Here is a 26,681-nt window from a genome sequence, read left to right on the forward strand (position 1 = left end):
AATAAAAAAGAAAAATATGTATGACAAGTATGCTAACTTTTATTTTTTAGTTATGATATTCTAAAGCTATCTCGAGAGAAGAATAAAAAATAAAAAAGGAGGTAACAAAATGAGTATAACAGTAGGAGGAGCAAAAGCAACATTAGAAGCAGTAATTATAAAAACGGAAAAGAGTATTGAAAGAGAGAACGCTTATCAGAAGGAGTTAGCAGATGATAGAGCAACACTTTCTTATATTGAAAAGTTACAAACAGATGGAGAACCATTGCCAGCAGGAAGCCCATATCTTTCATTTACAGAGTGGAAAGAGCAGATAGAGAAAGAGATAAAAGCAGGACAGAACTCAATAGATAGAATCTTAGTCGAAAAGGCAGAACTTATGGCTTTTAGATACTTTGTGGATAATGCTCCAGAGGCGTAGGCCTATGATGAAAATATTAAAAACAGTTTACACTGTACTAACTTTAATAGGAGTTTTAGTAACAGGAAACAATACCCTCGTTTTAAGAAATATAGGTGTGAAAGTTGAAAAGATGGCTATCCCCCAAGTCACTTCTCACTCACAGATAAATATCAATTAAATTAAAGTCTAGACTTTTGTCTAGACTTTGTTTTGTTTTTGTAGAAAAAAAATAGAAAACAAACACTTTTGAAGAAAAAATAAAATTAAATAAAAAAACTTCTACTTTTTTTTAGATAAAAAAAATGATATAATAACATGGATAAAAAAATGTAGGGGGATAAAATGAGCAAGGAGTTAAAAGTAATGGAACCAAAGCAATATGATGACGAGATTGATCTTTATGAATTAATTGAGATACTAGTTAGGCATAAGTGGAGTATAGTTATAACTACAGTGATTTGTACACTTTTATCACTGGGAGCAGCCCTTTATGTGCGTAGCAAAACACCTAACTATTTAATAAAAAGTATTCTTATTCAACAAGATACATATGGATTAAAAGGAGTAAATAAATTAGATGTAGATTCGATACTTTTTAAAGATATAAATGTTGATAGAATTCTAGAGATAGAACCAATAAAGCAGAAATATCTAGAAAATACTTCAGAAAATATGAGAAATATGATATCAGAAAGAAAGTTTTTACAAGATATAATAACAGTATCTAAAAATGAGAAAAATCCGAATGAAATATCTATAAAAACAGAGATAATAGCTGATGAAAAAAGTGGTAGAGATATTATAAATACATATATGGATATTTTAAGAGAACAGGATAATTTATCAGATGTTATAGGAAAAGAGAAAAAGCTAAAAAGCGATTCTTTAGAGAAAACTAAAATAGAAATTGAAAATATTCAAAATGAAATTTTAAATATTTTTAAAAATGATAGTGATTTAAGAGTTTTAAAACCAGAAGAAAAGATATATTATATAGCTTCTAAATATCCAGAACTAAATTTAAGAAAAAGTGAAAAAGAAAAATATTATAATACTTATGTTAATGAGTTACTTACATTAGATTCATTAAACGATAAACTAGAGACTGTTAAAGAAACAACAGATATATATTTTGTTAAGGGTCAAAGTAAAGCTAAATTAATTTTAGGTGTTGGAATAGTAATGGGACTGTTTTTAGGAATAATGATTACATTTTTAAAAGAGTTTATAGATGGATATAAAAGAAGATATCAAAAGTAAGTAGGGGGATAAAAAGTGTTTAGAGAGAATGTGATAACAGAGCTATTTTCCAATAGAAGGAATATAGTGAAGTTGATAATAGACCTAGGAACAGTAATTGTTGGTATCTTTCTAGGCCTTTTAATAAGATTTGAAGGAAGATGGGAAGATAACATAGAAAGTAGCTATTTCATTGTATATGGAGTAGCATTTTTGTGTTTCTATCTTATAAGAAAAAACTCTATGAAGAGCTGGAGCTATACAAACTCCTTAGATGTGTTAAATTTGACAGCAACTAACTTAGTAGCATTAATGATAACCTTAGCATACTATGCAGTAAGTAGAGAGCATTATTCAAGAACAGTTGTATTGGTAGGATTTTTATTGGTAACTGTGTTACAACTACTTTGGAGATTTTTCTTTAGATTGAATAGATCGTACAGAGTGGTATTAGGAAAAAGTAAACCTAAACCAAATACATTGGTTTATGGAGCGGGAGAAGCAGGAGTAGCTTTAATTCGTGATGGGCTTACAAATCCTAACTATCCATATCATATTACAGCTATTATAGATGATGATAGACGTAAGCGTGGGACATATATAAATGGTGTAAAAGTTTATGGAGATTTTTATGATTTAGAAACAGCTATAAAAGAGTTAAGTATAGAAACTGTAGTTATAGCTATTCCTACTATAAAAAGAGATCGAATAAAAGAGATTATAGATTTAACTAAGTGTTGTAATAATGTAAAAGTAAAGATACTGCCTGGACTTGATGAGATACTACAAGATGAGAACATAGCTAATCAAGTTCGTGATGTGAGTATAGAGGATCTTTTAGGAAGAGAGCAGATACTTGTTAATGGAGATAATATAAAAGAGATAATAGAAAATAAAACTGTATTTGTAACAGGTGGAGCTGGAAGCATAGGAAGTGAACTTGCTCGTCAAATAGCTAAGTATAATCCTAAAAAGCTAGTTACAATAGATGTAAATGAAAATGACTTATATTTTTTAGAGTTAGAACTAAAAAGAACATTTAAAAATCTTGATTTACAAAGTGAAATTTGTAATATTAGAGAGCAGGATAAAGTGGAACTTTTATTTGATAGATATAAACCAAATATAGTGTTCCATGCAGCAGCTCATAAACATGTACCATTAATGGAGCATAATCCAGAGGAAGCTATAAAAAATAATATCTTTGGAACTAAAAAAGTTGCAGAGATGGCTATAAAATATGGTGTAGATAGATTTGTACTTATTTCTACAGACAAAGCTGTAAATCCAACTAACGTTATGGGAGCTACTAAAAGAGCCTGTGAGATAGTTGTAGAAACTATGAATAAAAAAGGTAGTACAAAATTCATGGCAGTACGTTTTGGAAATGTACTTGGAAGTAATGGATCAGTTATACCAATATTTAAAAAGCTTATTAGCGAAGGGAAAAATCTAACACTAACACATCCTGATATAACAAGATATTTTATGACTATACCTGAAGCAGCTCAACTTGTAATAGAAGCTGGAGCGCTAGGAAAAGGTGGAGAACTATTTATATTAGATATGGGAGAACCTGTAAAGATAATAGATCTTGCTAAAACTATGATAAAGTTATCTAATGCTAATGTAGATATTGAGATAGTAGGATTACGTCCTGGAGAAAAGCTTTATGAAGAACTTCTTTATGACGTAAATGCAGCTCAAAAAACAGAGAATAATAAGATATTTATAACTCACATAGATGAAACAGATGTGAATTTAGATGAGCATTTAAAAATACTAGGTGAAGCTATAAAAAATCCTAAGCAGAATGAATTAAAAGAGTTAATGAAAAAATTTGTAGTGACATATAAGGAGGCGACAAATGGCTAAAACAATAGGATTATCAATCCCAAATTTAGATGTAGAACCAATTGTGCAAAATTTAAGAGAGTGTATAGAATCAGGGTGGGTTTCAACAGGTGGAAAGTTCATAGGGGAGTTTGAAGAAAAAATAGCTAAATATGTAGGAGTGAAAGAGGCTGTAGGAGTGCAATCTGGAACAGCTGGATTACATACTGCATTAAGGGTTTTAGGAGTAGAGCCTGGAGATGAGGTACTAGTTCCGACTCTAACATTTATAGCAGCTGTAAATCCTGTAACATATCATGGAGCAACTCCTGTATTTATAGGGTGTGATGATACTCTTTGTATGGATCCAAATCTTTTAGAGAAGTTTTTAAGAGAAGAGTGTATTATAAAAGATGGAAAAACATATAATAAAAAAACAAATTCTAGAATAGCAGCCTTAGCAGTTGTTCATGTATTTGGAAACATGGCAAATATGGAAAGAATAATGGATTTAGCTAAAGAGTTTAATTTTAAAGTTTTAGAAGATGCTACAGAAGCTTTAGGAACTTATTATACAGAGGGAAGATATGTTCGGAAATATGCTGGAACAATAGGAGATGCTGGAGTTTATTCTTTTAATGCAAATAAAATAATTACTACAGGTGGAGGAGGAATGGTTGTATCTAATAATCAAGAGTTCTTAGATGAAATAAGATTTTTAACAACTCAAGCTAAAACAGATCAACTATACTTTATTCATGATGAGATAGGATATAACTATAGAATGCTAAATCTTCAAGCGGCATTGGGAACAAGTCAAATAGATCAATTAGAAAATTTTATAAGTACTAAAATAAAGAATTATAATTTATATAAAGAATCTATAGAAAATATTGATGGGTTAACACTATTACCTTTTAATACAGATATAAGACCAAATTATTGGTTTTATTCAGTAGTTGTAGATGAAGAAAAGTATGGTATGAATAAAGATGAATTATTAAAAAAATTAGTGGAAGCTAATATTCAAACAAGACCTATTTGGGGATTAATTCATGAACAAAAACCATATCAAAAACATCAAACATATGGAATAGAAAAAGCTATTTGGTATCATGATAGAGTTTTAAATATACCATGTTCATCTAATTTGACTGAAGAGGATGCAAAATATGTAATTGAAAAGTTAAAGGAGTTTAAAAGATAATGTATAGATGTTTTTTTAAAAGATTTATAGATATTCTAGCTGCCTTAATAGCTTTTACATGTTTTTGGTGGGTATTTTTAATAGTTGGATATTTAGTAAAAACTAAATTGGGAAGTCCTGTGATTTTTAAACAAGCAAGACCTGGAAAAGATGGGAAAATTTTTACTATGTATAAGTTTCGTAGTATGACTGATGCTAAAGATAAAAATGGGAAGTTACTATCAGATGCAGAAAGATTACCTAAGTTTGGAAAACTTCTAAGAGCAACAAGCTTAGATGAGTTACCAGAGTTATGGAATGTACTAAAGGGAGAGATGAGTTTAGTTGGACCAAGACCTCTTTTAGTAGAATATTTAGAAAGGTACAATGAGTTTCAAGCTAGAAGGCATGAAGTATGTCCTGGTATAACTGGTTGGGCTCAGGTAAATGGGCGAAATGCAATATCATGGGATGAAAAATTTAGATTAGATGTAGAGTATGTTGATAACTATAATTTTTTTCTTGATATTAAAATACTATTTTTAACAATAAAAAAAGTATTTGTGAAAGAGGGAATTTCACAACAAGGAGAAGCTACTATGGAAATATTTTATGGAAAGGATAAAAAAATGAGAAATAAGAATATTTTTATTTTAAGTGTTGGAAGAAGAGTTGAGCTTGTTAAACTTTTTAATAGAGCTAAAAAGAAGCTAAGTATAAATGGAAAAATAATAGGTGGAGATATGGATTTAAATGCTCCAGCTATGCATTTCGTAGATAAAGCAATTCAGCTACCAAAAATAACTGATAAAAATTATATAGATGAAATTATTAAAATTTCTAAACAAGAAAAAATTGATTTAATAATTCCAACAATAGATACAGAACTTTTAATATTAGCACAAAATAGAGATAGGATAGAAAAAGAGACGAATGTTAAGATAAATTTATCAGACCTGGAATTTATTGAAATTTGTAGAGATAAATATAAAACACAAGAATTTTTTGAAAAAAATGGCTTTGGAGTTCCTAAATTAATTACAAAGCAAATGATAGCTGAAAATAATTATACTTTTCCACTTTTTATTAAACCTTTAAATGGGAGTTCAAGTATTAATACTTTTAAAATTAATACACAAAAAGAATTAGAATTTTTTAAAGATTATGTTCCAAATCCACTAATTCAAGAATGTCTAGTTGGAGATGAATTTACTGTAGATGTATTTTGTGATTTTGAAAATAATCCAATAACAATTGTACCAAGAAAAAGATTAGCAACAAGATCAGGAGAAATATCAAAAGGTTTAATAAGTAAAGATAGAGAAATAATAGAGGATATAAAAAAGTTAGTAAAAGTTTTTAAAGTAAAAGGACATATAACAATTCAATGTATGAAAACAAAGGATGGTATAAAATATATAGAAATAAACCCTAGATTTGGGGGTGGAGCTCCTATGAGTATAATGGCAGGAGCTGATTCACCAGAAAATTTATATAAGTTATTATTAAATGAAAAATTATTTTATAATGAAAATTATGAAGATAAATTATTGAGTTTGAGGTACGATGAAGCTGTATTTATATCAGAAAATGGAAATGTGATAAAAAATGTCTAAAAAAATAATTGTGTTTGACTTAGATGACACTTTAATTTCAGAAAGAGATTATATAAATAGTGGTTTTAACATAATTTCTAAAAAAATAGCAGAAGATTATAATTTAAATTCTGAAAAAATTAAAAAAAAAATGAGTGAGTTTTTTAATATAAATAGTGTAAATTTATTTAATAGAATATTAGATTATTTTAAAGTTAAATATGATTTAGATTATATAAAAAAATTAGTATTTATTTATAGAAATCATATTCCAACAATAGAACTATATGATGATGCAAAGGAAATAATAGAGTATTTATCAAAAAATGGATATGAATTAGGAATAATAACAGATGGATATAAAGAAGCACAGAGAAATAAAATAAAAGTTTTAAATATTAAAAAATATTTTAAACACATAGTTATAACAGATGAATTGGGAAGAGAATTTTGGAAACCAAGTGAAATACCTTACAAAGTAATTAAAGATAAATTTAAATGTGAATATAAAGATATAGTTTATATTGGAGATAATATAAAAAAAGATTTTATAACGGCTAATAAGCTTGGAATTATAACAATACAAATAGTTAGAGAAAATGGTATTTATAGCAAAGATTTAGCAAAAGAAAATGAATATCAAGCTAAATTAGTAATAGATAATTTAAATAAAATAGTAGGAGTAAATTTATTATGAGAATATTAATTTTGGCAAAATTTTTTTTAAAAGATGGAGCAAGTACACACATTTTTACTTTAGCAGAAGAAGTAGCAAAAAAAAATAATGGTGTTTATATAATGTCGGCAGGGGCAGCGCAAGATGAAAGTTCTAAAGAGTTTTTTAATAAAAATTTTCCCAAGAATGTAGAGCATTGTGAGATAAAGTTTCCAAATTATTTTAATTATAAATTTTTTTCGAAAATAAAGCAATTTTTAACTTATATTATAGTAATTCCAAAAGCTTTGAAAAAAATAAAAGAAATAAATCCAGATGTGATTCATGTTCATTATCCTATAACATCATATATGGCTTGGTTAGCAAATAAAATTTATAGAATACCATTTGTAACAACTTATCACATAAAAGGAATTCCAAATACTATTTTACATAAACAGGCAAATATTTCTATTGCAATAAGTAGTGAAATGAAAGAAGAATTAATAGAAAGATGGAGTTATCCAAAAGAAAGAGTCGAACTTGTTTTTAATGGAATATCAGAAAATAAATTTACTCAAAAAATAGAAGATGAGGAAAAAAATAAATTGAGAAAAAAATTAGGAATAAATTCAAAGGATATAATAATTGGATTTGTAGGAACTTATCAATATAAAAAAGGAATAGATATATTATTAAAAGCTGTGGCTAAAATAAAAAATATGAATATAAAATTAATATTATTGGGTGCTGGTGAAGTTGAATGGTTAGAAAAAATTATAAAAGAGTTTAAAATAGAAGATAAAGTGATTTTTCAAAAATTTCAAGATCCTGTTATTTATTATTCCATATTTGACATTTTTGTTTTACCATCAAGGAATGAAGGATTCCCATTAGTAGCTTTAGAAAGTATGATGATGGGTTGCTGTACAATAAGAAGCAATGTATCTGGAGCTTACGATATGATTGAGGATAAAAAAACTGGATTTATATTTCAAAATGAGAATATAGATGAATTAGCAAAAATCTTAATAACTCTTATTGAAAGCGAAGACTTAAGAAAAGAAGTGGCATTAAATGGTAAAAAAAATGTAATAAGTAAATTTACAGAAAAGCATATGGTAGATAAAACAATAGCTGTATATAAAAAGGCCATTTCAAATTAAAAGACGATTGATTTAATAAAAAAATTATTAAATTTTTATAAGGAGAAACAATGAAAATATTATTTGTTAATAATAATATGTTTGGGTTAAATATATTTAGAGGAGAAGTCATAAAGTATTTAAAAGCAGAAGGTTATGAAATAAAAACTTGTTCACCAAGAGATGCTAAAAATAAATTGGAAGAGTTTGGAATACCTCATATAGAAGTAGAATTAAAAGCTAGAGGGATAAATCCAGTTCAAGATTTAAAGTTTTTTTTTGAAATTTTCAGAATATATAGAAAAGAGAAGCCAAATTTAATATTTCATTACACGATAAAGCCCAATATTTATGGAACTTTAGCAGCTAAATTAAATAATGTTAAATCTATAGCATGTTTGGCAGGATTAGGACAGATGTTTGTTGAAAATACTATTAAATCAAAAATAGCAAGAAAATTGTATAAAATTTCATTAAACTTTTCTGAGGAAGTTTGGTTTTTAAATGAAGATGACAAATATAAAGCAATTTCTCTAGGAATAGTCAAAGAGACAAAAAGTTTTGTTTTACCTGGGGAAGGAATAAATACTAAGGAATATAAAGCACTAGAAAAAAGTAAAGAGGAAAATAAAATTAAATTTTTAATGATATCAAGATTACTTTGGAATAAAGGATTTAAAGAATATGCGGAAGCAGCTAAAAATATAAAGCTAAAATATAAAAATGTTGAATTTCAATTATTAGGTGGATACTCAAACGAGGATCCATTAGGAGTTCCAGAAGAAGAGGTGAAAAAATATATAGATAATAAAATTTTAAATTATTTAGGAACTACAGATGATGTGAGAAAAATTATAAAAGATGTTGATTGTGTTATACTACCTTCATTTTATAGAGAAGGAATGCCAAGAGTTTTATTAGAAGCTGCTTCAATGGAAAAAATAATAATAACTACAGATAATGTGGGGTGTAAAGAAGTAGTTGAAGATGAATATAATGGATATTTGTGTCAAATAAAATCAGCTGAAGATTTAGAGAAAAAAATAGAAAAAGTTTTAAAATTATCCAATAAAAATAGAATACAAATGGGAAAAAATTCAAGAATCTTAGTTAAAAAGAAGTATGATATTGAAATAATAAAAAATATATACTTAGAAAAAGTAAAAAAAATATTGATAGAAAGGTAAGAAATGAGCTATAAAAATGAAAAAGTTTCAATAATAATTCCAACATATAAAAGACCTTTTTTTTTAAAAAGAATAATAGAAAATTTGAATGAGCAAACTTATAAAAATTTAGAAATAATAATAGTAGACGATAATAAAAAGGACTCTACAGAAAAAAAGGAAACTTCTAATGAAATTCAAAAGATAATTGAAATCTATAAAAATTTAGAGATAAAATATATATCAAATTATGATAATAAAGGAGCAAACTATTCGAGAAATGTTGGTGTAAAAAATGCACAAGGAAAATTTATTAGTTTTCTTGATGATGATGATGAATATTTGAGCAATAGAATAGAAATAATGATGAAAAAAATAAATGAAAAAGATTTTGATATGGTTTGTTGTGATTGGGAAAAAGTTATTTTTAAAAGGAAGTCATTAAAAAAGTTGAATGTTAAAGATCAAATTAAAGATTTTGAGGTATCATTTGAACAAATATTAACTAATAATATTATAGGAGGTGCCTCTTTAGTTTTAATGAAAAAAGAAGTTTTTAATTCAATTCATGGATTTGATATAAATTTAGTATCTTGCCAAGATTGGGATTTATATATTCGTATAATAAAGTCAGGTTATAGAGTATTAAAATTAAAAGATAAATTAGTTAGATATAATATTCACTTAGGAGAACGTATTTCGACTAATAGAAACAAAGTTATAAAAGGACATTTGTATATAAAAAATAAATATTATGAAGATAGAAAGCAAATATCTAATATAAAAAAAATATTATTTAATTTAAAATTATTGAAACAATATTTAAAATTTATTTAATCAAAAAGGATGAATGATGAAAATTTATTATATTATAGGATTAATACTAATTAGTACAAATACTATTTTTTCAGAAAGAAAGTTAAAATTTTTTAACATAATAATAATTTTTTTTATAACAGCTTTTGCATATAAAATTCATAATGACTTTGCAATATATGAAAGAGTTTACAATTCTTTTAACTCTTTTTCAATAGAACAAACTAGATTTGAAATAGGATATAAATCTATAAATTTAATTTTTAGTATGTTTTTAAATTTTTACGAATTTAAAGCGTTATTATATTTTGTTAATATTATTTTAATTTATAAAGGAATTAAAGCAATATATCCTCAATATCAGAAATATGTTTGGTCTTTTTTATATTTTTATGGCCCTTATTATTTGTTCTGGTTAACAGCTATAAGACAATCGATAGCTATAAGTATAGTAATATATAGTTACCATTTTTTATATGAAAATAATGTAAAAAAGTATACACTGTGTATATTAATAGCAACATTGTTTCATAAATCCGCATTACTAATGTTAGTCATGATATTTATTCAAAAAATAAGAATAAGTAGAACAAAAATTGTAGTAGGATATATTTTTAGTATTATTATTTTATTATTTGGGAATAGTAATTTTTTTAATACAATGTTTTCGTTAATAAAAGAAGATTTAGTAAAAAAAAATATTTCAATATTAAATCTAGTTTTATATAGTATTTTATTGATAGCTTCTATTTTGACATATTTTAAAAATACAAAGTTCAAAGATAGAAGAGAAATATTTTTATTTAAAAATTATATAATGTTTATGATAGTATTTTTTTTGAGTCTTAGGTTAGATTTTATTTATCGTATATTACCATATTTATCTATATTTTTAGGAATTGAAATATCTGAAATATTTGAGAGAATAAAATTAAAGAAAATAAAATTTATTTCTTTGATAATTATTTTTTTAATATTTCAAATAAATACAATAAAAAATCTTAATAGAAAAGATGGACGTTTAGTACCATATAATTCTTATATAGAAACTTTTTTTTATAAAATTCCTTATGAAGAAACATCTGAATATAAGCATGTAAAATCGAGAGATAAATAAATTATTAAAAAGTGAAATGAAATAAGAATAAAAAGAGAATAATAATAGGAATTTTATATAAGTTTTGTATAGAGTTTTCTACATTATAAAATTAAAGCTTAGAAACTCTTGGATATAGCGAGATTTAAAATAAAAAAGATTTCTTTTAAGAAGTATAATTCTTATTAAACTTTGGAATATATTTTAATACATTATAAATGGAAATTTTGTTGAGATATTTTGGTTAAGTAATAATTTTCAAATTATTTAATACTTCTAACTAAATTCTATTAGTAAAAAATTGGAGAATACCTTAGATATATAATTTTTTTAGATATTTTGCAGAATGAAGTATTAAAATTTTTGAATTGTTTTATTGTTCAATTAAACTTCGTGAAGTTTATAGCGCTAAAATAAGTTTGTAAACATAAAATAAATAAATCATATAAACTAAATCTTAAAGAAATATCTAGTGAATATGGTATGCCTTCTTTATCTAATCTTATTCTTTGTAGAAAAAATATAATAATATAAATATCCAAAGTGATGAAATTGTAACTCTCGATAACTTTAAGAAACTTTAAAAAGAATGAGTTACTGCTAAAGAAGAGTGTGCTATTCTAAAAAAGGCTTTGAAAATATTCATAAAAAACTAGATGATACTAAGATAACTGACCTTATCAAATAGTTAAAAAATAAATGTAGCTAAGAAAAAATATTTAAAATTAGTAAAGCTATTTACTGTTATAATTTTAATAAAACTATTACCAAAATTCAAGAGAGATGCGAATTATTATTTTCTCAAATTAAAAGAATTTATGGGAAAAATTCTAAAATATATGGGTTACTAATGTCTCATCAAATGAGAAAATAGTAGGGTATACTATATATGTTTACATAAAAAATTTTGATTTGACATATTTAGCTTCACTTATAGATTTATGCATAAATAAAATCAAAAGTTGAAATAACTCAACGACAATGATAACAGATATCCTTTAAAAAACTCTTTCGAAAAATAATTTAACAAGTTGTATCAATATACTAGTAAGGATACATAGCTAAGATTAAAAGCTTAGGTGCTATCAAGAAAGGGTAATTCTTATGATAATGCCTGTCGAGGTTTTTTATTTGGTTTTGAAAAAAGAGTTAATTGACTAAAGTAAACTAAAGACTTTTGAAGAAACAAAAAAATTTATTTAAACATATAGAAGACTGGTATATATAATCATATTTAGAAAAAACTAAGTTATTTATCTCTAACTAATTATCAAAAATAAACTGCACAATTTGTAAAATTTTGTTTAAAAACTTAACTTAATACTAAATCTCCTTAAAAAGTAGCTGAAAGCTTAATAAAGAAGAATAAAAATTCATAATTTTAATAATAGAATTGTACAATAAGTTTAAATAAAAAATTAAAAAAAGGAGGATGTATAAATAAGTATTTATATATATTTATTATACAAGAAAAAATGAGAATAGCTATAGTGGGAACAGGATATGTAGGGCTATCTAATGCCATATTATTAGCACAAAATAATGAGGTTATAGCCTTAGATATAATAGATGAAAAAGTTGAAATGATAAATAAGAAAATTTCACCGATAGTTGATAAAGAAATTAGTGAATATTTGTGTACTAAAGAACTTAACTTGAAAGCAACTTTAGTTAAAGAAGAAGCATATAAAGGAGCAGAATTTGTAGTAATAGCAACACCTACAGATTATGATCCAGAAAAAAATTACTTTAATACAAGTAGTGTTGAGGAGGTTATAAAAGATGTCTTATCAATTAACCCTAATGCTACGATGATAATAAAATCAACAGTACCAGTGGGTTATACAGATAAAATAAAAAAAGAGTTTAAAATACATAATATAATATTTTCACCAGAATTCTTAAGAGAAGGAAAGGCTCTCTACGACAATTTATATCCAAGTAGAATAATTGTTGGAGAAAAATCAGAAAAAGCAAAAATATTTGCAAAGTTATTATTAAAAGGTAGTATAAAAAAAGATGCTAAAATTCTTTATATGAATAGTACAGAGGCAGAAGCTGTAAAACTATTTTCAAACACATATTTAGCGCTAAGAGTAGCATATTTTAATGAGTTAGATACTTATGCAGAACTTAGAGAATTAAATACAAAAGATATAATAGAAGGAGTAAGTCTTGATCCAAGAATAGGAAATCATTACAACAATCCATCATTTGGTTATGGAGGATATTGCTTACCCAAAGATACAAAACAATTACGTGCAAATTATGCAGATGTACCAAATAATCTAATTGGAGCTATAGTTGATGCGAATACAACAAGAAAGGACCATATAGCAGACTCTATTTTAAAAAGAGAGCCAAAGGTTGTTGGGATATATAGATTAACTATGAAAACAAACTCTGATAACTTCCGCGCTTCATCTATTCAAGGAGTTATGAAAAGATTAAAGGCTAAAGGGGTAGAAGTAGTTATATATGAGCCTGTATTAAAAGAGGAAAGTTTCTTTAACTCAAAAGTTATAAGGGACTTTGAAGAGTTTAAATCTATAAGTGATATTATTGTTACGAATAGAGTTAGTGATGAGTTAAAAGATGTAGAAGATAAAATATATACAAGGGATTTATATGGGAGAGATTAGATGAAAAATCTTTACTTAAAGCTGAAAAAATTAAAAACAATATTGAGAAATATTTATAGTATTGATCAGAAAATAAAACAAAATTTATTAACTATAGATTATGAGAAAGCTATTTTAGAAAATAATTTTAAAAATATTCTCAGCTATGAAGAGACAAAAGAACCTCAAATAATAGTTTCTTTAACAACTTACAATAAAAGAATTTATGACGTTCATTTGACAATTGAAAGTCTTTTTAGACAAACTATTATGCCGAATAAGATAATTCTTTGGTTAGCAGAGGATGAATTTAATGAGAATAGTATTCCAGAGATGTTAAAGAGACTACAAAAAAAAGGTTTAGAAATAGGGTTTTGTAAAGATTTAAAGTCATATAAAAAGCTTATTCCAACTTTAAAAAAATATCCAAATCAAATAGTGATAACGGTTGATGATGATGTTATTTATCCATATGATTTTCTTGAGAATATGTATATAGAATATTTAAAAGATAAAGAATGTGTATATTTTTATAGAGGACATAAAATGACTTTTGATAAAAAAAGAAAAATTAATACTTATGATAATTGGATAGGTGATTATCAAGGTGAAGAAAAAACCTTTTTAACATTACCTACAGGAATAGGAGGAGTTTTGTATCCGCCTAAATGTTTTGATAAAGAAATTTTAGATGAATCTCAATTTATGAAGTTAGCTCCTAGGGCAGATGATATATGGTTTAAAGCTATGACATTAAAAAATGGAGTTAAGTGCAAAAAAATAAAATTAACTAAAGAGTTTCATAAAAAATTTATTAATTTAGAAGATGGACAAGATATTGCTCTTTGTAAAGTTAATGTTAACGAAAATCAAAATAATATTCAACTAAAAGCTGTTTTTGATTATTATAATTTGTGGGATAAACTTGAAGGAGAAGAATAAATGAAGATATTATTTATAACAGCAGGTGTTCTTCCAGTTCCAGTAACTAAAGGTGGAGCGGTAGAAACATTAGTTGAATATATTATTGATGAGAATGAAGTAGAGAAGAAGTTAGATATTGATTTAATAAGTTATTATGATAAAAAATCTTTTGAAAAATCAAAAAAATATAAAAAAACTAACTTTTATTTTATAAAAAGAAATAATAAAATAACAAAATTATTAGGATTGTTTGATAGAATATTAAAAAAGATAAAACTACAAAGATTTCAAAATATAGAAAATTATGACTATTTATTTCAACTAAAAAAAATAGTCCAAGAAAATAATTATGATAAAATAATAGTAGAAAATAGAAGTCCATATATCAACTATTTAAAAAAAATTACAAAGGATAAGTTATATTTACATTTACATAACGATTATTTAAATATAAAAAATCCTTTAGCTGATGAAGTCTATAATAACTGTGATGGAATTTTAACTGTAAGTGATTATATAAAAAAATGTGTGTATACAATAAATAAAAATGATACTAAAACAAAAACATTGATAAATTGTACTGATACAGATTTATTTAATAAAGAGAAAAATATCGTATATAGATCAAAATTAAGAGAACAATTAAACATAAGTGAAAAAGATTTTGTATTTCTATATAGCGGAAGATTGACACAAGAAAAAGGTATAAAAGAGTTGTTGAAGGCATTTAAAAATATAACTGATAAAAGTGTAAAATTGCTGGTATTAGGAAGTAGTTGGTATGGAAGCAATATAAAAAATAAATTTCAAATAGAACTAGAGGAATTAGCTGTTGATTTAAAGGATAAAATAATTTTTACAGGATTTATTGATAGAGATAATGTGGCAAGGTACCATAGTATTGCAGACGTAGCTATAGTTCCATCTATGTGGGAAGAGCCAGCAGGTTTAGTAGTTTTAGAAGCACAGGCATCTGGAATGCCTGTTATTTTAACGGATAGTGGAGGAATACCGGAATTAGCAAATAAAAATACTTCAATAATAATAAAAAGAGATACAGAGATAATTGAAAAAATATATGAAGCTATGAATGACTTTGTAATGAATAAAAATAAATCTTTGGAAATGGGAAAAGAAGCAAGAAAGAATGCAGAAAAGCATAATAAGAAATATTATTATAATAATTTTATTGAAATTATGAAGGAGATATAATGAGCTTATTAAAGAAATTTCTTTCATTTTCTATTGGAGGATATATAAGTTTATTAATAGGATTATTGACAACTCCAATAATAACCAGAATGATTTCGCCTGAAGAATATGGAATTTTTTCAATGTATAGTTTAACAATAAATATACTGATGTTTGTTGTTATGTTAGGATTAGATCAAGGATTTGTTAGATTTTTTTATGAAGAAGATACATTTAATGCTAAAAGTGCATTATTAAAAAAATCGCTCAAACTTCCAATGGGGATATTAATTATTTTACTACCAATTTTATGGACTTTTAGAATTTTTTTAGTAAAGATTATATTTGATAATGAAAATTCAAGAGTTTTAATATTTTATATATTTATAGGATTATTATTTTCAATTTTAAATAGATTTTCAAATTTAGCGGTAAGAATGCAACAAAAAGGTAAGTTATATTCGTTTATTCAAGTGTTAAATCAGATAGGAAATTTTATATTAATTTTAGTAATATATAAAATATATGGAGATAATTATAAAGTTTTAGTATTATCTTTAATAGGTTCAACTATGATAACAGCTGTAGTTTCTATATTTTTTGAAAAAAAAATGTGGTTTTCTTTTGAAAATAAAACTAAAGTAAAGTACAAAGAGTTATTAGAATATAGCTATCCTATTGCAATAACTGTTGTTGTAAGCTGGCTTTTTCAATCAGCAGATAAACTATTTATAAAATACTATAGTAATTTGGAGGAGTTGGGGTTATATGCAGCAGCCTTTAAAATAATAGCATTATTAAATATTATTCAAAGTGGTTTTAATACATTTTGGATTCCAGTTTCTTTTGAAAAATATGAAAAAGAAAAAGAAAATATAGAATTTTTTCAAAAAATATTTAAATTGATATCTTTTGCAATGTTAATTGTTGGTATTTGTATTCTCTTAGGAAAGGATCTTTTAATATTGATATTAGGTAAAAAATTCGAAGATGCTGTGAAAATATTTCCTGTTTTAATTTTTATGCCTATAATGAATACCGTTTCTGAAGTTACAGTTGTAGGAATAAATTTTAAAAAGAAAACAAAATATCACTTAATAATATCGGTAATGATAACAATAGTTAATTTAATTGGAAATTATTTATTAGTTCCTATTTTAGGAGCTATTGGTGCTGCAATCTCAACAGGAACATCATTTTTTCTATTTTTTTTATTGAGAACATATTTTTCTAAGAAATCTTTTGATTGTAAATACAATATAAAAAAGTTTGTGATTTTAAGTATATTACTTTTGTTCTATTCAATATATTTATCATTTAATTTATCAAATTTTCAAGGTTATATTTATGGATGCGTGTTATTAATATTAACTTTATATTTTTATAAAGAAATAATTAATGAAATTTATATAGAATTTATAAAAAGTAAAGAGAGGAGAAAAGAATGAAAAAAGTAACTAAAGCAGTTATACCTGCAGCAGGATTAGGAACTAGAGTTTTACCTGCAACAAAAGCACAGCCTAAGGAGATGTTAGTTATCGTTGATAAGCCATCGCTACAATATATAGTAGAGGAGTTAGTAGAATCAGGAATAGAAGATATACTAATTGTAACTGGAAGAAATAAAAATTCTATAGAGGATCACTTTGATCACTCTTATGAGCTAGAAAATACGCTAGCGAGACATGGAAAGGATGAACTTTTAGAAAAAGTAGAAACTATTCATGGAATGGCAAATATATACTATGTTAGACAAAATCACCCATTGGGGCTTGGACACGCAATACTAAAAGCAAAATCTTTTATAGGAGATGATCCTTTTGTTATAGCTCTTGGAGATGACATTATGTATAATCCAGAGAAAGAGGTAACTGCGCAATTAATAGAGAAATATGAAGAGTACGGACACTCTATAATTGGAGTTCAAGAGGTTGAACCAAAAGATGTATCAAAATATGGAGTTATAAAACCAGTGGAAGATTTAGATTCTAAAACTGTAGTTATGTGTGACTTTGTAGAGAAACCAAAGTTAGAAGAAGCTCCATCATTAAAAGCTTGTTTAGGAAGATATCTATTAACTCCTGATGTGTTCCAATACTTAGAAAACACTGCTCCAGGTGCAGGTGGAGAAATTCAACTTACAGATGGAATATTAGCTATGATAAATGACAATAAAAAAGTTTTAGCTTATAATTTTGATGGAACAAGGTATGACATTGGAAATAAAATCGGATTATTAAAAGCTAATATAGAGTTTGGATTACGTAATAGTGAAACTAGTGAAGATTTAAAAGAGTATTTAAAAAGTATTAATTTGTAGAGAAAAGCTAGGCAACTGTTGCCTAGCTTTCCTTATAAAACTCATCTATTATTTGAAGTACCTCACTTTGAGTGGAGTACTCTATTTTATCTAGAATATTTTTTCGTTCAATTAAAGTTATAAAATCATTTAGAGCATCCATATGTTCCTTTTTATCCTTACTTGAAAAACATAGAATAACTCTAACAATCTTATTTCCAGGAAACTCTATTGGAGTATCAAAACGTACCAAACTCATATCAGTTTTAAAAACCCCTTGACTAGCTCTAGCATGAGGAAAGGCAATTTTGTTATTCATAATCATATAACTTCCATTTTTATTGATAACCTCAATCATATCTTTAATATACTCCTCATTAACAGAACCATTTTTCATTAAAATAGCTCCAGCCTTTTTAATAGCTTCCTCCCAACTACTTGCACTTTCAGAAAAAGAGATAGATTTTAAATTTAAAAGAGTTTTCAAATTTGGATTTTTCCTATCTTCAAAATCATTGATATAGAAGTTTCTAAGATTTCTTTTTAGTCCAGCTAAGAGTTTTTCCTCATCTAAGATATTACAAGTCTCTTTAATTGTTTCAAGAACACTTTTTAAAGATACCTTTCTCTTTTGCTCACTTAATCCTAGAGATAGAAGTCTCTCCTTGTTTTCTTTAGAAAGTATTGGGTGAACTTTAACTATAGGTACATGTATATCTAAATGTGATTCTAAATCCATTGTAGATATTATAATATCTACATCTTTAAAGTTTTTTAACTCTAAAAACTTATGATATGGAATAGTATCAATTATATTAACATCATATAACTCAGTTAACTTATGAGCTAAAATCTTTGAACTTCCATATCCAAGTCCACAAACTAAAAGTAGATTTTTAGTCTTTCTATTACTACTTAAATATCTATCTGTAGCTGTTTTAAAATGTAGAGTTATATATGCAATCTCCTCCTCTGGAAGATCTTTTCCAAGGTATTTTTCTAAAATAGGTTTGCTTACTCTTTTAACTGTTGAGTAAAGATCAAAATATGTTGTTTCCACCTCTTTAGCTATTGGATTTTCCAAAGAGATATTGTTTTTAATTCTATAGTAAGCTGGTTTTAAATGATTAAGCAGCCCATCTATAAGAGTTTTATCTCCTGTTAAATCCATATTTAGTTGATATCCCATAATTTTAATAATCTCAACTACAGTAGTTTCTAACTCAATCCAGTTCTCTAAAAAAGAGGAGTTAAAGTTATATGAGTGACTTCCTAAAAATAACTCTGTTAAAACTAAAACTTCACTTTCGTTAAAAGTTATAGAAAACTCATTTTCAAGGTGACATATCTCTTGAGATATAACACTATACTCACTAGTTTTTAATAAAAACTCACGATTTTGTTGACGGTTATCAATAATGTGACTACTTTTTATTCTTTCAATACATAGATTTATATAGAATGTTAAAATATTAAAAGCTTCATCAGATATTATAATATCAAGTTTCTTTTCTATCCTTTTAATAAAGAACTTAATTAAACTTAAAATAGAATCGTCTAAACTTTCTATAATAGTATCAGCTATAAAGTTTAAACCATAGGTTCCACCTGAAAGGTATCTTGATCTATATCTATTTTTATAGATTTCTACATATCTAGTTATATATCTAAGCTGAAGTTGTCTTATACTTTCCTCTTTTCCTTCTAAAACTACTCCCTGTTTAGAGATAAAGTTTAACTCTAAAGAGTTAGTATCAAAGAAAGTTTTAACCTCTTTTAAATCTAACTTTATAGTGCTCAAACTTACATCTAAATCTTCACCAATTTCTAAAAGTCTATTATTTTCACTAAAAAGAAATTTAATTTTTAAAAACTCTCGTCTTTCATCAGAGGTGAAAACATAGAATCTATGTAGTATCTCTTCTAAAAAAAGCTCTAGATTTTTAACACTCTCTTTTGTTGAATAGATGCCCTTTTGAAGTTTTTCAATCTCCATATACCCACTTTTTTCCAAGTGGTAGTTTATATTATCAATATCATATCTAATACTACGTTCACTAATATTAAAAAAACTAGCAGCCTCTTTTAAAGAAAGCTGTAAATCATTATCAATTAAATATTTTATTATTTCAATACAACGTTTATTTAACATATATACCTCCATTAAACGCTTTTATAAAATCCTCTTCACAATCTGAAAGTATAAGGTTTTCAATCAGTTCCTCATCTTCAATACTATTTATAATATTAGCTATATAATCTAAACGAAGATTTTGATTTTTTATAGTGATTCCAATTAAAATATAAACCTTTTCACCATTTTCAAAATCAACTCCATATGGGTAGTGATGAATAACCACTCCATTTTTACAAATGAGATTTAAAGATGAGTGTGAACCGTGAGGAATAGCTATACCATTACCAATATATGTAGAGCAAGTTATCTCCCTTTCTACCAAACTATCTTTATAACCACTCATAACAAAACCAAAGTTTTCAAGATCCTCCCCTAAAGCTTTAAGAGCTTCAGATTTAGAAGTAGACTTTAAAGAGAGTTTTAACCTCATCTCTAAACATTCATTTTTTAAAAATCTATCTATATAAAACTCTTTATCTAAAAAATCCTCTAAATAAAGTTTAGGTATATTTGGATACTCTTGAATTACACGATTTTTTAGTTTTTCATGGGTAATAATTAAATCAACCTCAGAGAGGCTATCACCTATATAACTATTAGTAATATCTATATCTTTAAACTTAGTTTTTTCAAAAATAGTTTTTAACATATTAGCTCCAATAGCACTAGATCCCATTCCTGCATCACATAGAAAAACTATTTTTTTAATATTTTGTACATTAGGTACTGGTATATCATCTACCTCTTTTTTAACTTTTAAAGAGGTAGTCTCTACTTTAGGTTTTTTCAAAATAATATAGGTTATAAAAAATGACACTCCTGTTGAAACTCCAAAACCCAAAAGTATATAGATATAATCTCTATCCTTTGAAAGTAGAATAAGATTTAAAATACTTCCAGGAGAGGCCACCCCTATAAGACCAGTTTTAAAAATATAAAAAATCAGATTACCAACTAGTCCCCCTAGAGATACAGCCCAAAGAAGCTTTAAATTTTTTAGAATATATGGGAAATAAACCTCATGTATTCCACCAATAACTTGAACAAATATATTTGATAATAGATTTACTCTTTGAGATGTTCTAGATCTTATTAAAAGTAGTCCTAAAAGAACTCCTAATCCAGGACCAGGATTTGTTTCTAGTAGAAAAAGAAGTGATTTTCCCTTTTCACTCAGATCATTAAAACCTAAAATAGAAAGTATTCCATGGTTTATAATGTTATTGAAAAAGAAAACTTTTCCAATCTCTAAAATAGGTGTAAGAATAATTAAGCCATAAATATTTTGAACAACTCCTATTAAAAACTTAGAGATAGTTTCAAGGTAGTAGTTAGCATGCTTTAAAATAAAGTAAAAAGCTTCACCTGTAATAAGTGCAATTAGAGGGTATAAAAAATTAAAAAGAAACATTTGAAAACCACTGTACACATATTTTTTTATAAATATATTTAGATATTTAATTAAAAAACCAGATGTAACTCCCACAACAATCCCCTGATTAATAGTGGAATCTGGATATAAAAATATAGATATGCTCATAGAGATAATAGCTACAATACCTCCTCCATTTTTTTCTAAAATGTTTCCAGCACTATAAGCAAGAGCCATAGGTAAAAGATAGATTTCAAAATATGTTCCATATAACTCTAAGTTTGGAAAATAATATAAGCTCCAACGGATAATTCCAAGAGCTATAAATAGATATATATTTTTTAAAATAAGTTTACTAAAGAAATTTCCTATTTTATAAATCATCAAAATGTGCTACCTCCAAATAAATTATAAAATATTTTAACATATTGCTTCAAAAAAAGTGTGACTGTTTATTTCAAAAAAAAGTGAAAGGTTTTAACCTTGATATTTTAATTCAAATCAATTAAAGTTAAAAGTAATAAAATTTCAAAAGGGGTGTTTGTATGAGATTAATAATTCCAGGAGCAAATATTGGAGATTGGGCAGCAGCTTATGTAGTGAAAAAGATAAAAGAGTTTAATCCAACAAAGGAGAAACCATTTGTTTTAGGACTACCTACGGGAAGTACACCAGAGAAGATGTATAAAAGATTAGTTGAGCTATATAAAGAGGGAGTTATCTCTTTTGAAAATGTAATTACATTTAATATGGATGAGTATGTTGGATTAGGACCTAACGATGAGCAAAGTTATCACTACTATATGCATGAGCACTTTTTTAATCATGTGAATATACCTAAAGAGAATATAAATATTTTAAATGGACTTTGTGAAGATTTGAAAGCAGAAGCCAAAAGGTATGAGGAAAAGATAAAGTCAGTTGGAGGGATTCACCTTTTTGTTGGAGGAATAGGGCCAGATGGGCACTTAGCTTTCAATGAACCAGGATCATCTTTAAGTTCAAGAACTAGAGATAAGGAGCTAACTCAAGATACAATTATAGCTAACTCAAGATTTTTTGGTGGGGATATAAATAGAGTTCCAAAGGTTGCAATGACAGTTGGAGTTGCTACAGTTTTAGATTCAGAGGAGGTTATGATTTTAGTTGATACTCATGCTAAAGCTCTTGCTTTACATAAAGCTGTTGAGTGTGGAATAAACCATATGTGGACAGTGTCAGCTCTGCAACTTCATAGAAAGGGTATTATAGTTGCAACAGAGGAAGCTTGTAGTGAACTAAAAGTTTCAACATATAGATATTTTAAAGATATAGAAAAGGATAACTTAGATACAGAGAAGTTTTTAAATAGTGTTAAATAAAGTAAAAAAATATGAATTTTTCAGCTACCAATTTTTGGTAGCTTTTTTATTTCCATTTTTTTTGAAACTTAAGAGGTAAATTTTCTTTGAAGCTATTGAACTTTGAAGGTTTTCAAGGTTTTTAGTATCATTGGGACAGAAAGATCAAAGAGAAACAGGAGGGAGAAAAAATGAAAAGTTCAGAGTTTAAAGTGAGAGTTCAAGCTTTTGGAAGATTCTTAAGTGGAATGGTTATGCCAAACATTGGGGTGTTTATAGCTTGGGGACTTTTAACAGCACTATTTATACCAACAGGTTGGTTTCCAAATGAGCAGTTAGCAAAGATGGTAGGACCAATGATTACATATATACTTCCACTACTTATAGGGTATAACGGAGGAAAGTTAATAGCAGGAGATAGAGGAGCAGTTGTAGGAGCTATAACAACTGTGGGAGTTATCTGTGGAACATCAATTCCTATGTTTATAGGAGCTATGATTGCAGGTCCAGTTGGTGGATATGTAATTAAAAAGTTTGATGAAAAGATGAAAGGAAAGATAAAGTCAGGATTTGAGATGTTAGTAAATAACTTCTCAGCAGGAATTGTGGGACTAATCCTAGCAGTTATATTTTTCTATGGTGTAGGACCAGTGGTAGAGCAGCTAAATACACTTCTTGGAGTTGGAGTAAATAGACTAGTTCAAGCGGGATTATTACCATTAACATCATTAGTTGTTGAGCCAGCAAAAGTTCTATTTTTAAATAATGCTATAAATCACGGCGTATTTGGACCACTTGGAATTCAACAAGTTTCAGAAACAGGAAAATCACTATTCTTCCTAATTGAAGCAAATCCAGGTCCAGGATTAGGAGTACTTTTAGCTTATATGATGTTTGGTAAGGGAGCTTCGAAAGATTCAGCTTCTGGAGCAGCTATAATACACTTCTTTGGAGGGATACACGAAATCTACTTCCCATATATTTTAATGAAACCAATGCTAATAGTATCACTAGTATTTGGAGGAATGACAGGGGTATTTATAAATGTTCTATTTGGTGGAGGGTTAGTAGCACCACCATCACCAGGAAGTATCTTTGCAATAATGGCTTTAGCACCAAAGGGTGAGATGTTACCAGTACTTTTATCAGTGGTTGGAGCTACGGCAGTTACTTTTGTAACAGCAGCAATAGTTTTAAAAAGTTCAAAAGAGATAGAAGAGGATATGAAATCTATAAAGAGTTTTGTAGCTGAAAGTAAAACCTTAGAAACAATATCAAGAATAATAGTTGCATGTGATGCTGGAATGGGATCAAGTGCTATGGGAGCTGGAGTTTTAAGAAAGAAGATAGAAGCAGCTAACTTACCAATAGAGGTTGCAAACTGTTCAATCTCAAATTTAACAGAGGATATGGATATAGTAATAACTCATAAGGATTTAACAGAGAGAGCGAAGAAAACTGTGTCTTCACCAATGCATATATCAATAGATAACTTTATGAATCATAAGTTTTATGATCATTTAGTTGAAAATTTAAAAGAGAGATTTAAAGATGTTCATATTGAAATTGAAAATAATGAGAAAAAAATAGTTAAAAAAGGTAGTGTAAATCCTGATATCTTAAGAAAAGATGGGGTTTTAATAGGATTAGAGAGTGTTAGTAAAGAGAAAGCTATTGATGAAGTAGCAGCACACTTAGAGAAGTTAGGTTATGTTGGAAAAGGTTATGGGAAATATATGCAGGAGAGAGAGAAGGTTTCAACTACGTATATTGGAAACTATGTGGCTATTCCTCATGGGACAGTAGAAGGGAAAAAAAAGGTACTAAAATCTGGAATTGTAATTTTACAGTATCCAAATGGAATAGATTTTGGAAATGGAAACAAGGCATATTTCCTAATTGGAATAGCTGGAAAAAATGATGAACATGTGGAGATAATCTCTAAAATTGCAGATGTAATTGAGGATGAAGATGAGGTTTTAGTTTTAAAAGATGAGAAAAAAGCTGAAAAAATATATAAGATATTTAATGTTTAATGGAGGGATAGAGATGAAAAAAGCGATACAGTTTGGAGCAGGAAATATTGGTAGAGGATTTATTGGAAAGATACTATCTCAAAGTGGATATGAGGTATGTTTTGCAGATGTAGTAAAGGATATTATAGATGAGTTAAATAAAAATCATGAGTATAATGTTGAGATTGTTGGAGCTAATAGGAAAGTTGTAAAAGTGAAAAATGTTTTAGGTGTTATGTCAAATGGTGATGAGATAATTGAAAAAATAAAAGAGTCAGAACTTATAACAACTGCTGTTGGACCAAATGTTTTAAAGATAATTGCTAAGACTTTAGCTAAGGGAATAGAGGCTAGAGAGGCAGCTGGAATAAATGAGTACCTGAATATAATAGCGTGTGAAAATATGATAAATGGAACATCATTTTTAAAAGAGGAGATAGAGAAATATCTATCAAAAGAAATAGTGGATGGTTATATGAAAAAGTATGTGGGATTTCCTAACTCTGCTGTAGATAGAATAGTTCCTCCAATGGATAGTAAAGAGAATATCTTAGATGTTAAGGTTGAGGAGTTTAGAGAGTGGATAGTGCAGCAAGCTGCTTTTAAAGGGGAGATTCCTAAAATTGAGGGAATGGAGCTAACAAATAACCTTATGGCTTTTGTTGAAAGAAAGCTATTTACTCTAAATACAGGGCACGCTATAACTGCTTATCTTGGAGTATTAAATGGACATAATACAGTGAAAGAGAGTATTGAAAACCCTGATATTAGAGAGGTTGTGATAGATGCAATGAAAGAGAGTGGGGAGGTTTTAATAAAAAGATATAACTTTGAAAAGGATGTTCATGAAAAGTATATCAATAAGATACTTACTAGATTTGAGAACCCACACTTAAAGGATGAAGTATTTAGAGTTGGAAGAGAACCTCTTAGAAAATTAAGTTTTAATGATAGACTGATAAAGCCACTTAGAGGAACGCTAGATTATGAGTTGAAGAATGAGAGTTTAGTAAAGGGGATAGCTGCAGCGATGAAGTATCAAAATGAAAACGATCCTCAGGCTTTAGAGTTAAATGGGATGATCAATGAGTTAGGAATAAAGGAAACTTTTAAAAAGATATCAGGGTTAGAAAATAGTTATGGACTTGAAGATAGAGTTTCTTATCATTACAACATGATATAGATAAATAAAGAGAAAATAAAAAAATTGACAAAAGAGTTTTAATATAGTAATATCAAGTCAGATAAAGAAATCGGTAGGTGAGGCTACCATAGGGATAAGGGTTACTGCCGCGAAATAGTGGAGACACTATGAGTTGGTTAACAGTCTATGTCGAAAAACAAGGCATAGAATAATGTAATTTCATCGCCCTATGAAGCTAAAGCTCAAACGGTGACTAATGTAAAAGACTATTTTGTTATTTACCTTATTACTGTTTGAGTAATAAGGTTTTTTTATTTTAAATTTTAAAATTTGGAGGTGTAAAAATGGAAGGCGAGGTCCAGAGTAGTAAGAGAAGTACCCATTATTTAAAATATTATTCCAGAATAGATTTAAACTCTCTTATGAAAAAAGATCTATTCTATTTTTAGCATTGAAAAATTTAGGTACTTCTCATTTGAAAAAAATCAAATTATGAGGAGGAAT

Annotated in this window: 21 protein-coding genes, 1 pseudogene and 1 riboswitch; of the genes and pseudogenes, 20 read left to right on the forward strand and 2 right to left on the reverse strand. The window is 26.9% G+C overall.

Features of this window, described 5'->3' with window-relative positions; genetic code table 11:
* Positions 1-109 precede the first annotated feature (109 nt).
* From NON08_RS06185 to galU, 17 genes and pseudogenes are all read left to right on the forward strand, one after another.
* The gene (locus tag NON08_RS06185; protein WP_256690569.1) at positions 110-421 is read left to right on the forward strand and encodes a hypothetical protein; all 312 of its coding nucleotides are present in this window, start codon (positions 110-112) and stop codon (positions 419-421) included.
* A 4-nt stretch (positions 422-425) separates the two neighbouring features.
* Positions 426-581, forward strand: a complete 156-nt coding sequence (locus NON08_RS06190) for a hypothetical protein (protein ID WP_256690570.1) — start codon at positions 426-428, stop codon at positions 579-581.
* 164 nt (positions 582-745) lie between these two features.
* On the forward strand, positions 746-1,663 hold the full coding sequence (locus NON08_RS06195; RefSeq protein WP_256690571.1) for a Wzz/FepE/Etk N-terminal domain-containing protein: 918 nt from the start codon (positions 746-748) through the stop codon (positions 1,661-1,663).
* 15 nt (positions 1,664-1,678) lie between these two features.
* Positions 1,679-3,517 (forward strand): polysaccharide biosynthesis protein, encoded by a 1,839-nt coding sequence (locus NON08_RS06200; RefSeq protein ID WP_256690572.1) that lies wholly within the window; start codon positions 1,679-1,681, stop codon positions 3,515-3,517.
* Positions 3,510-4,682: a LegC family aminotransferase gene (locus tag NON08_RS06205; protein ID WP_256690573.1), complete on the forward strand. Its 1,173-nt coding sequence runs from the start codon at positions 3,510-3,512 to the stop codon at positions 4,680-4,682. Before NON08_RS06200 ends, NON08_RS06205 begins: the two co-directional genes overlap by 8 nt.
* Positions 4,682-5,278: pseudogene (locus NON08_RS15105) on the forward strand (sugar transferase); the annotation flags it as partial. The gene NON08_RS06205 and the pseudogene NON08_RS15105, both read left to right, overlap by 1 nt.
* A gap of 12 nt (positions 5,279-5,290) precedes the next feature.
* Complete coding sequence (locus NON08_RS15110) at positions 5,291-6,277, forward strand: ATP-grasp domain-containing protein (RefSeq protein WP_413774043.1); 987 nt, start codon at positions 5,291-5,293, stop codon at positions 6,275-6,277.
* The gene (locus NON08_RS06220) at positions 6,270-6,953 is read left to right on the forward strand and encodes an HAD family hydrolase (protein ID WP_256690574.1); all 684 of its coding nucleotides are present in this window, start codon (positions 6,270-6,272) and stop codon (positions 6,951-6,953) included. The genes NON08_RS15110 and NON08_RS06220 overlap by 8 nt, the downstream gene beginning before the upstream one ends.
* Positions 6,950-8,077 carry a glycosyltransferase family 4 protein gene (locus NON08_RS06225; protein WP_256690576.1) on the forward strand — a complete coding sequence of 376 codons (1,128 nt, stop codon included), beginning with the start codon at positions 6,950-6,952 and terminating at the stop codon, positions 8,075-8,077. The genes NON08_RS06220 and NON08_RS06225 overlap by 4 nt, the downstream gene beginning before the upstream one ends.
* A 50-nt stretch (positions 8,078-8,127) precedes the next feature.
* Positions 8,128-9,243 carry a glycosyltransferase family 4 protein gene (locus NON08_RS06230; RefSeq protein WP_256690578.1) on the forward strand — a complete coding sequence of 372 codons (1,116 nt, stop codon included), beginning with the start codon at positions 8,128-8,130 and terminating at the stop codon, positions 9,241-9,243.
* 3 nt (positions 9,244-9,246) lie between these two features.
* Positions 9,247-10,059: a glycosyltransferase family 2 protein gene (locus tag NON08_RS06235; protein ID WP_256690579.1), complete on the forward strand. Its 813-nt coding sequence runs from the start codon at positions 9,247-9,249 to the stop codon at positions 10,057-10,059.
* A gap of 16 nt (positions 10,060-10,075) precedes the next feature.
* Entirely contained in the window at positions 10,076-11,155 is a 1,080-nt protein-coding gene (locus NON08_RS06240) for an EpsG family protein (RefSeq protein ID WP_256690580.1), read from the forward strand.
* Positions 11,156-12,609: 1,454 nt separating this feature from the next.
* Positions 12,610-13,776, forward strand: coding sequence for a nucleotide sugar dehydrogenase (locus NON08_RS06245; protein ID WP_256690581.1), 1,167 nt, complete (start codon positions 12,610-12,612; stop codon positions 13,774-13,776).
* Positions 13,777-14,697, forward strand: coding sequence for a hypothetical protein (locus NON08_RS06250; protein ID WP_256690582.1), 921 nt, complete (start codon positions 13,777-13,779; stop codon positions 14,695-14,697).
* Positions 14,698-15,891: a glycosyltransferase family 4 protein gene (locus NON08_RS06255; protein WP_256690583.1), complete on the forward strand. Its 1,194-nt coding sequence runs from the start codon at positions 14,698-14,700 to the stop codon at positions 15,889-15,891.
* Positions 15,891-17,318 carry an oligosaccharide flippase family protein gene (locus tag NON08_RS06260; protein WP_256690584.1) on the forward strand — a complete coding sequence of 476 codons (1,428 nt, stop codon included), beginning with the start codon at positions 15,891-15,893 and terminating at the stop codon, positions 17,316-17,318. The genes NON08_RS06255 and NON08_RS06260 overlap by 1 nt, the downstream gene beginning before the upstream one ends.
* On the forward strand, positions 17,315-18,190 hold the full coding sequence (galU, locus tag NON08_RS06265) for a UTP--glucose-1-phosphate uridylyltransferase GalU (RefSeq protein WP_256690585.1): 876 nt from the start codon (positions 17,315-17,317) through the stop codon (positions 18,188-18,190). The genes NON08_RS06260 and galU overlap by 4 nt, the downstream gene beginning before the upstream one ends.
* 22 nt (positions 18,191-18,212) lie before the next feature.
* Here galU and NON08_RS06270 read toward each other — a convergent pair whose 3' ends face one another.
* Together NON08_RS06270 and NON08_RS06275 are read right to left on the reverse strand one after the other, a co-directional pair.
* On the reverse strand, positions 18,213-20,321 hold the full coding sequence (locus tag NON08_RS06270) for a BglG family transcription antiterminator (RefSeq protein WP_256690586.1): 2,109 nt from the start codon (positions 20,319-20,321) through the stop codon (positions 18,213-18,215).
* A complete protein-coding gene (locus tag NON08_RS06275) occupies positions 20,311-22,062 on the reverse strand; it encodes a PTS sugar transporter subunit IIA (RefSeq protein ID WP_256691230.1) in 1,752 nt (583 codons plus the stop codon). Before NON08_RS06275 ends, NON08_RS06270 begins: the two co-directional genes overlap by 11 nt.
* A 161-nt stretch (positions 22,063-22,223) precedes the next feature.
* Here NON08_RS06275 and nagB point away from each other — a divergent pair, with 161 nt between their 5' ends.
* The 3 genes from nagB (at position 22,224) to NON08_RS06290 (ending at position 26,216) form a co-directional block, all read left to right on the forward strand.
* Entirely contained in the window at positions 22,224-23,039 is an 816-nt protein-coding gene (gene nagB, locus NON08_RS06280) for a glucosamine-6-phosphate deaminase (RefSeq protein WP_256690588.1), read from the forward strand.
* A gap of 170 nt (positions 23,040-23,209) precedes the next feature.
* Positions 23,210-25,054, forward strand: coding sequence for a PTS mannitol transporter subunit IICBA (locus NON08_RS06285; protein ID WP_256690589.1), 1,845 nt, complete (start codon positions 23,210-23,212; stop codon positions 25,052-25,054).
* A gap of 13 nt (positions 25,055-25,067) precedes the next feature.
* Positions 25,068-26,216 carry a mannitol-1-phosphate 5-dehydrogenase gene (locus NON08_RS06290; RefSeq protein ID WP_256690590.1) on the forward strand — a complete coding sequence of 383 codons (1,149 nt, stop codon included), beginning with the start codon at positions 25,068-25,070 and terminating at the stop codon, positions 26,214-26,216.
* Positions 26,217-26,278: 62 nt separating this feature from the next.
* Positions 26,279-26,438, forward strand: a riboswitch (M-box (ykoK) riboswitch).
* Positions 26,439-26,681: the final 243 nt, after the last annotated feature.

Origin of the sequence: Cetobacterium sp. NK01, assembly GCF_024506395.1 — a bacterium.
Taxonomy (GTDB): domain Bacteria; phylum Fusobacteriota; class Fusobacteriia; order Fusobacteriales; family Fusobacteriaceae; genus Cetobacterium_A; species Cetobacterium_A somerae_A.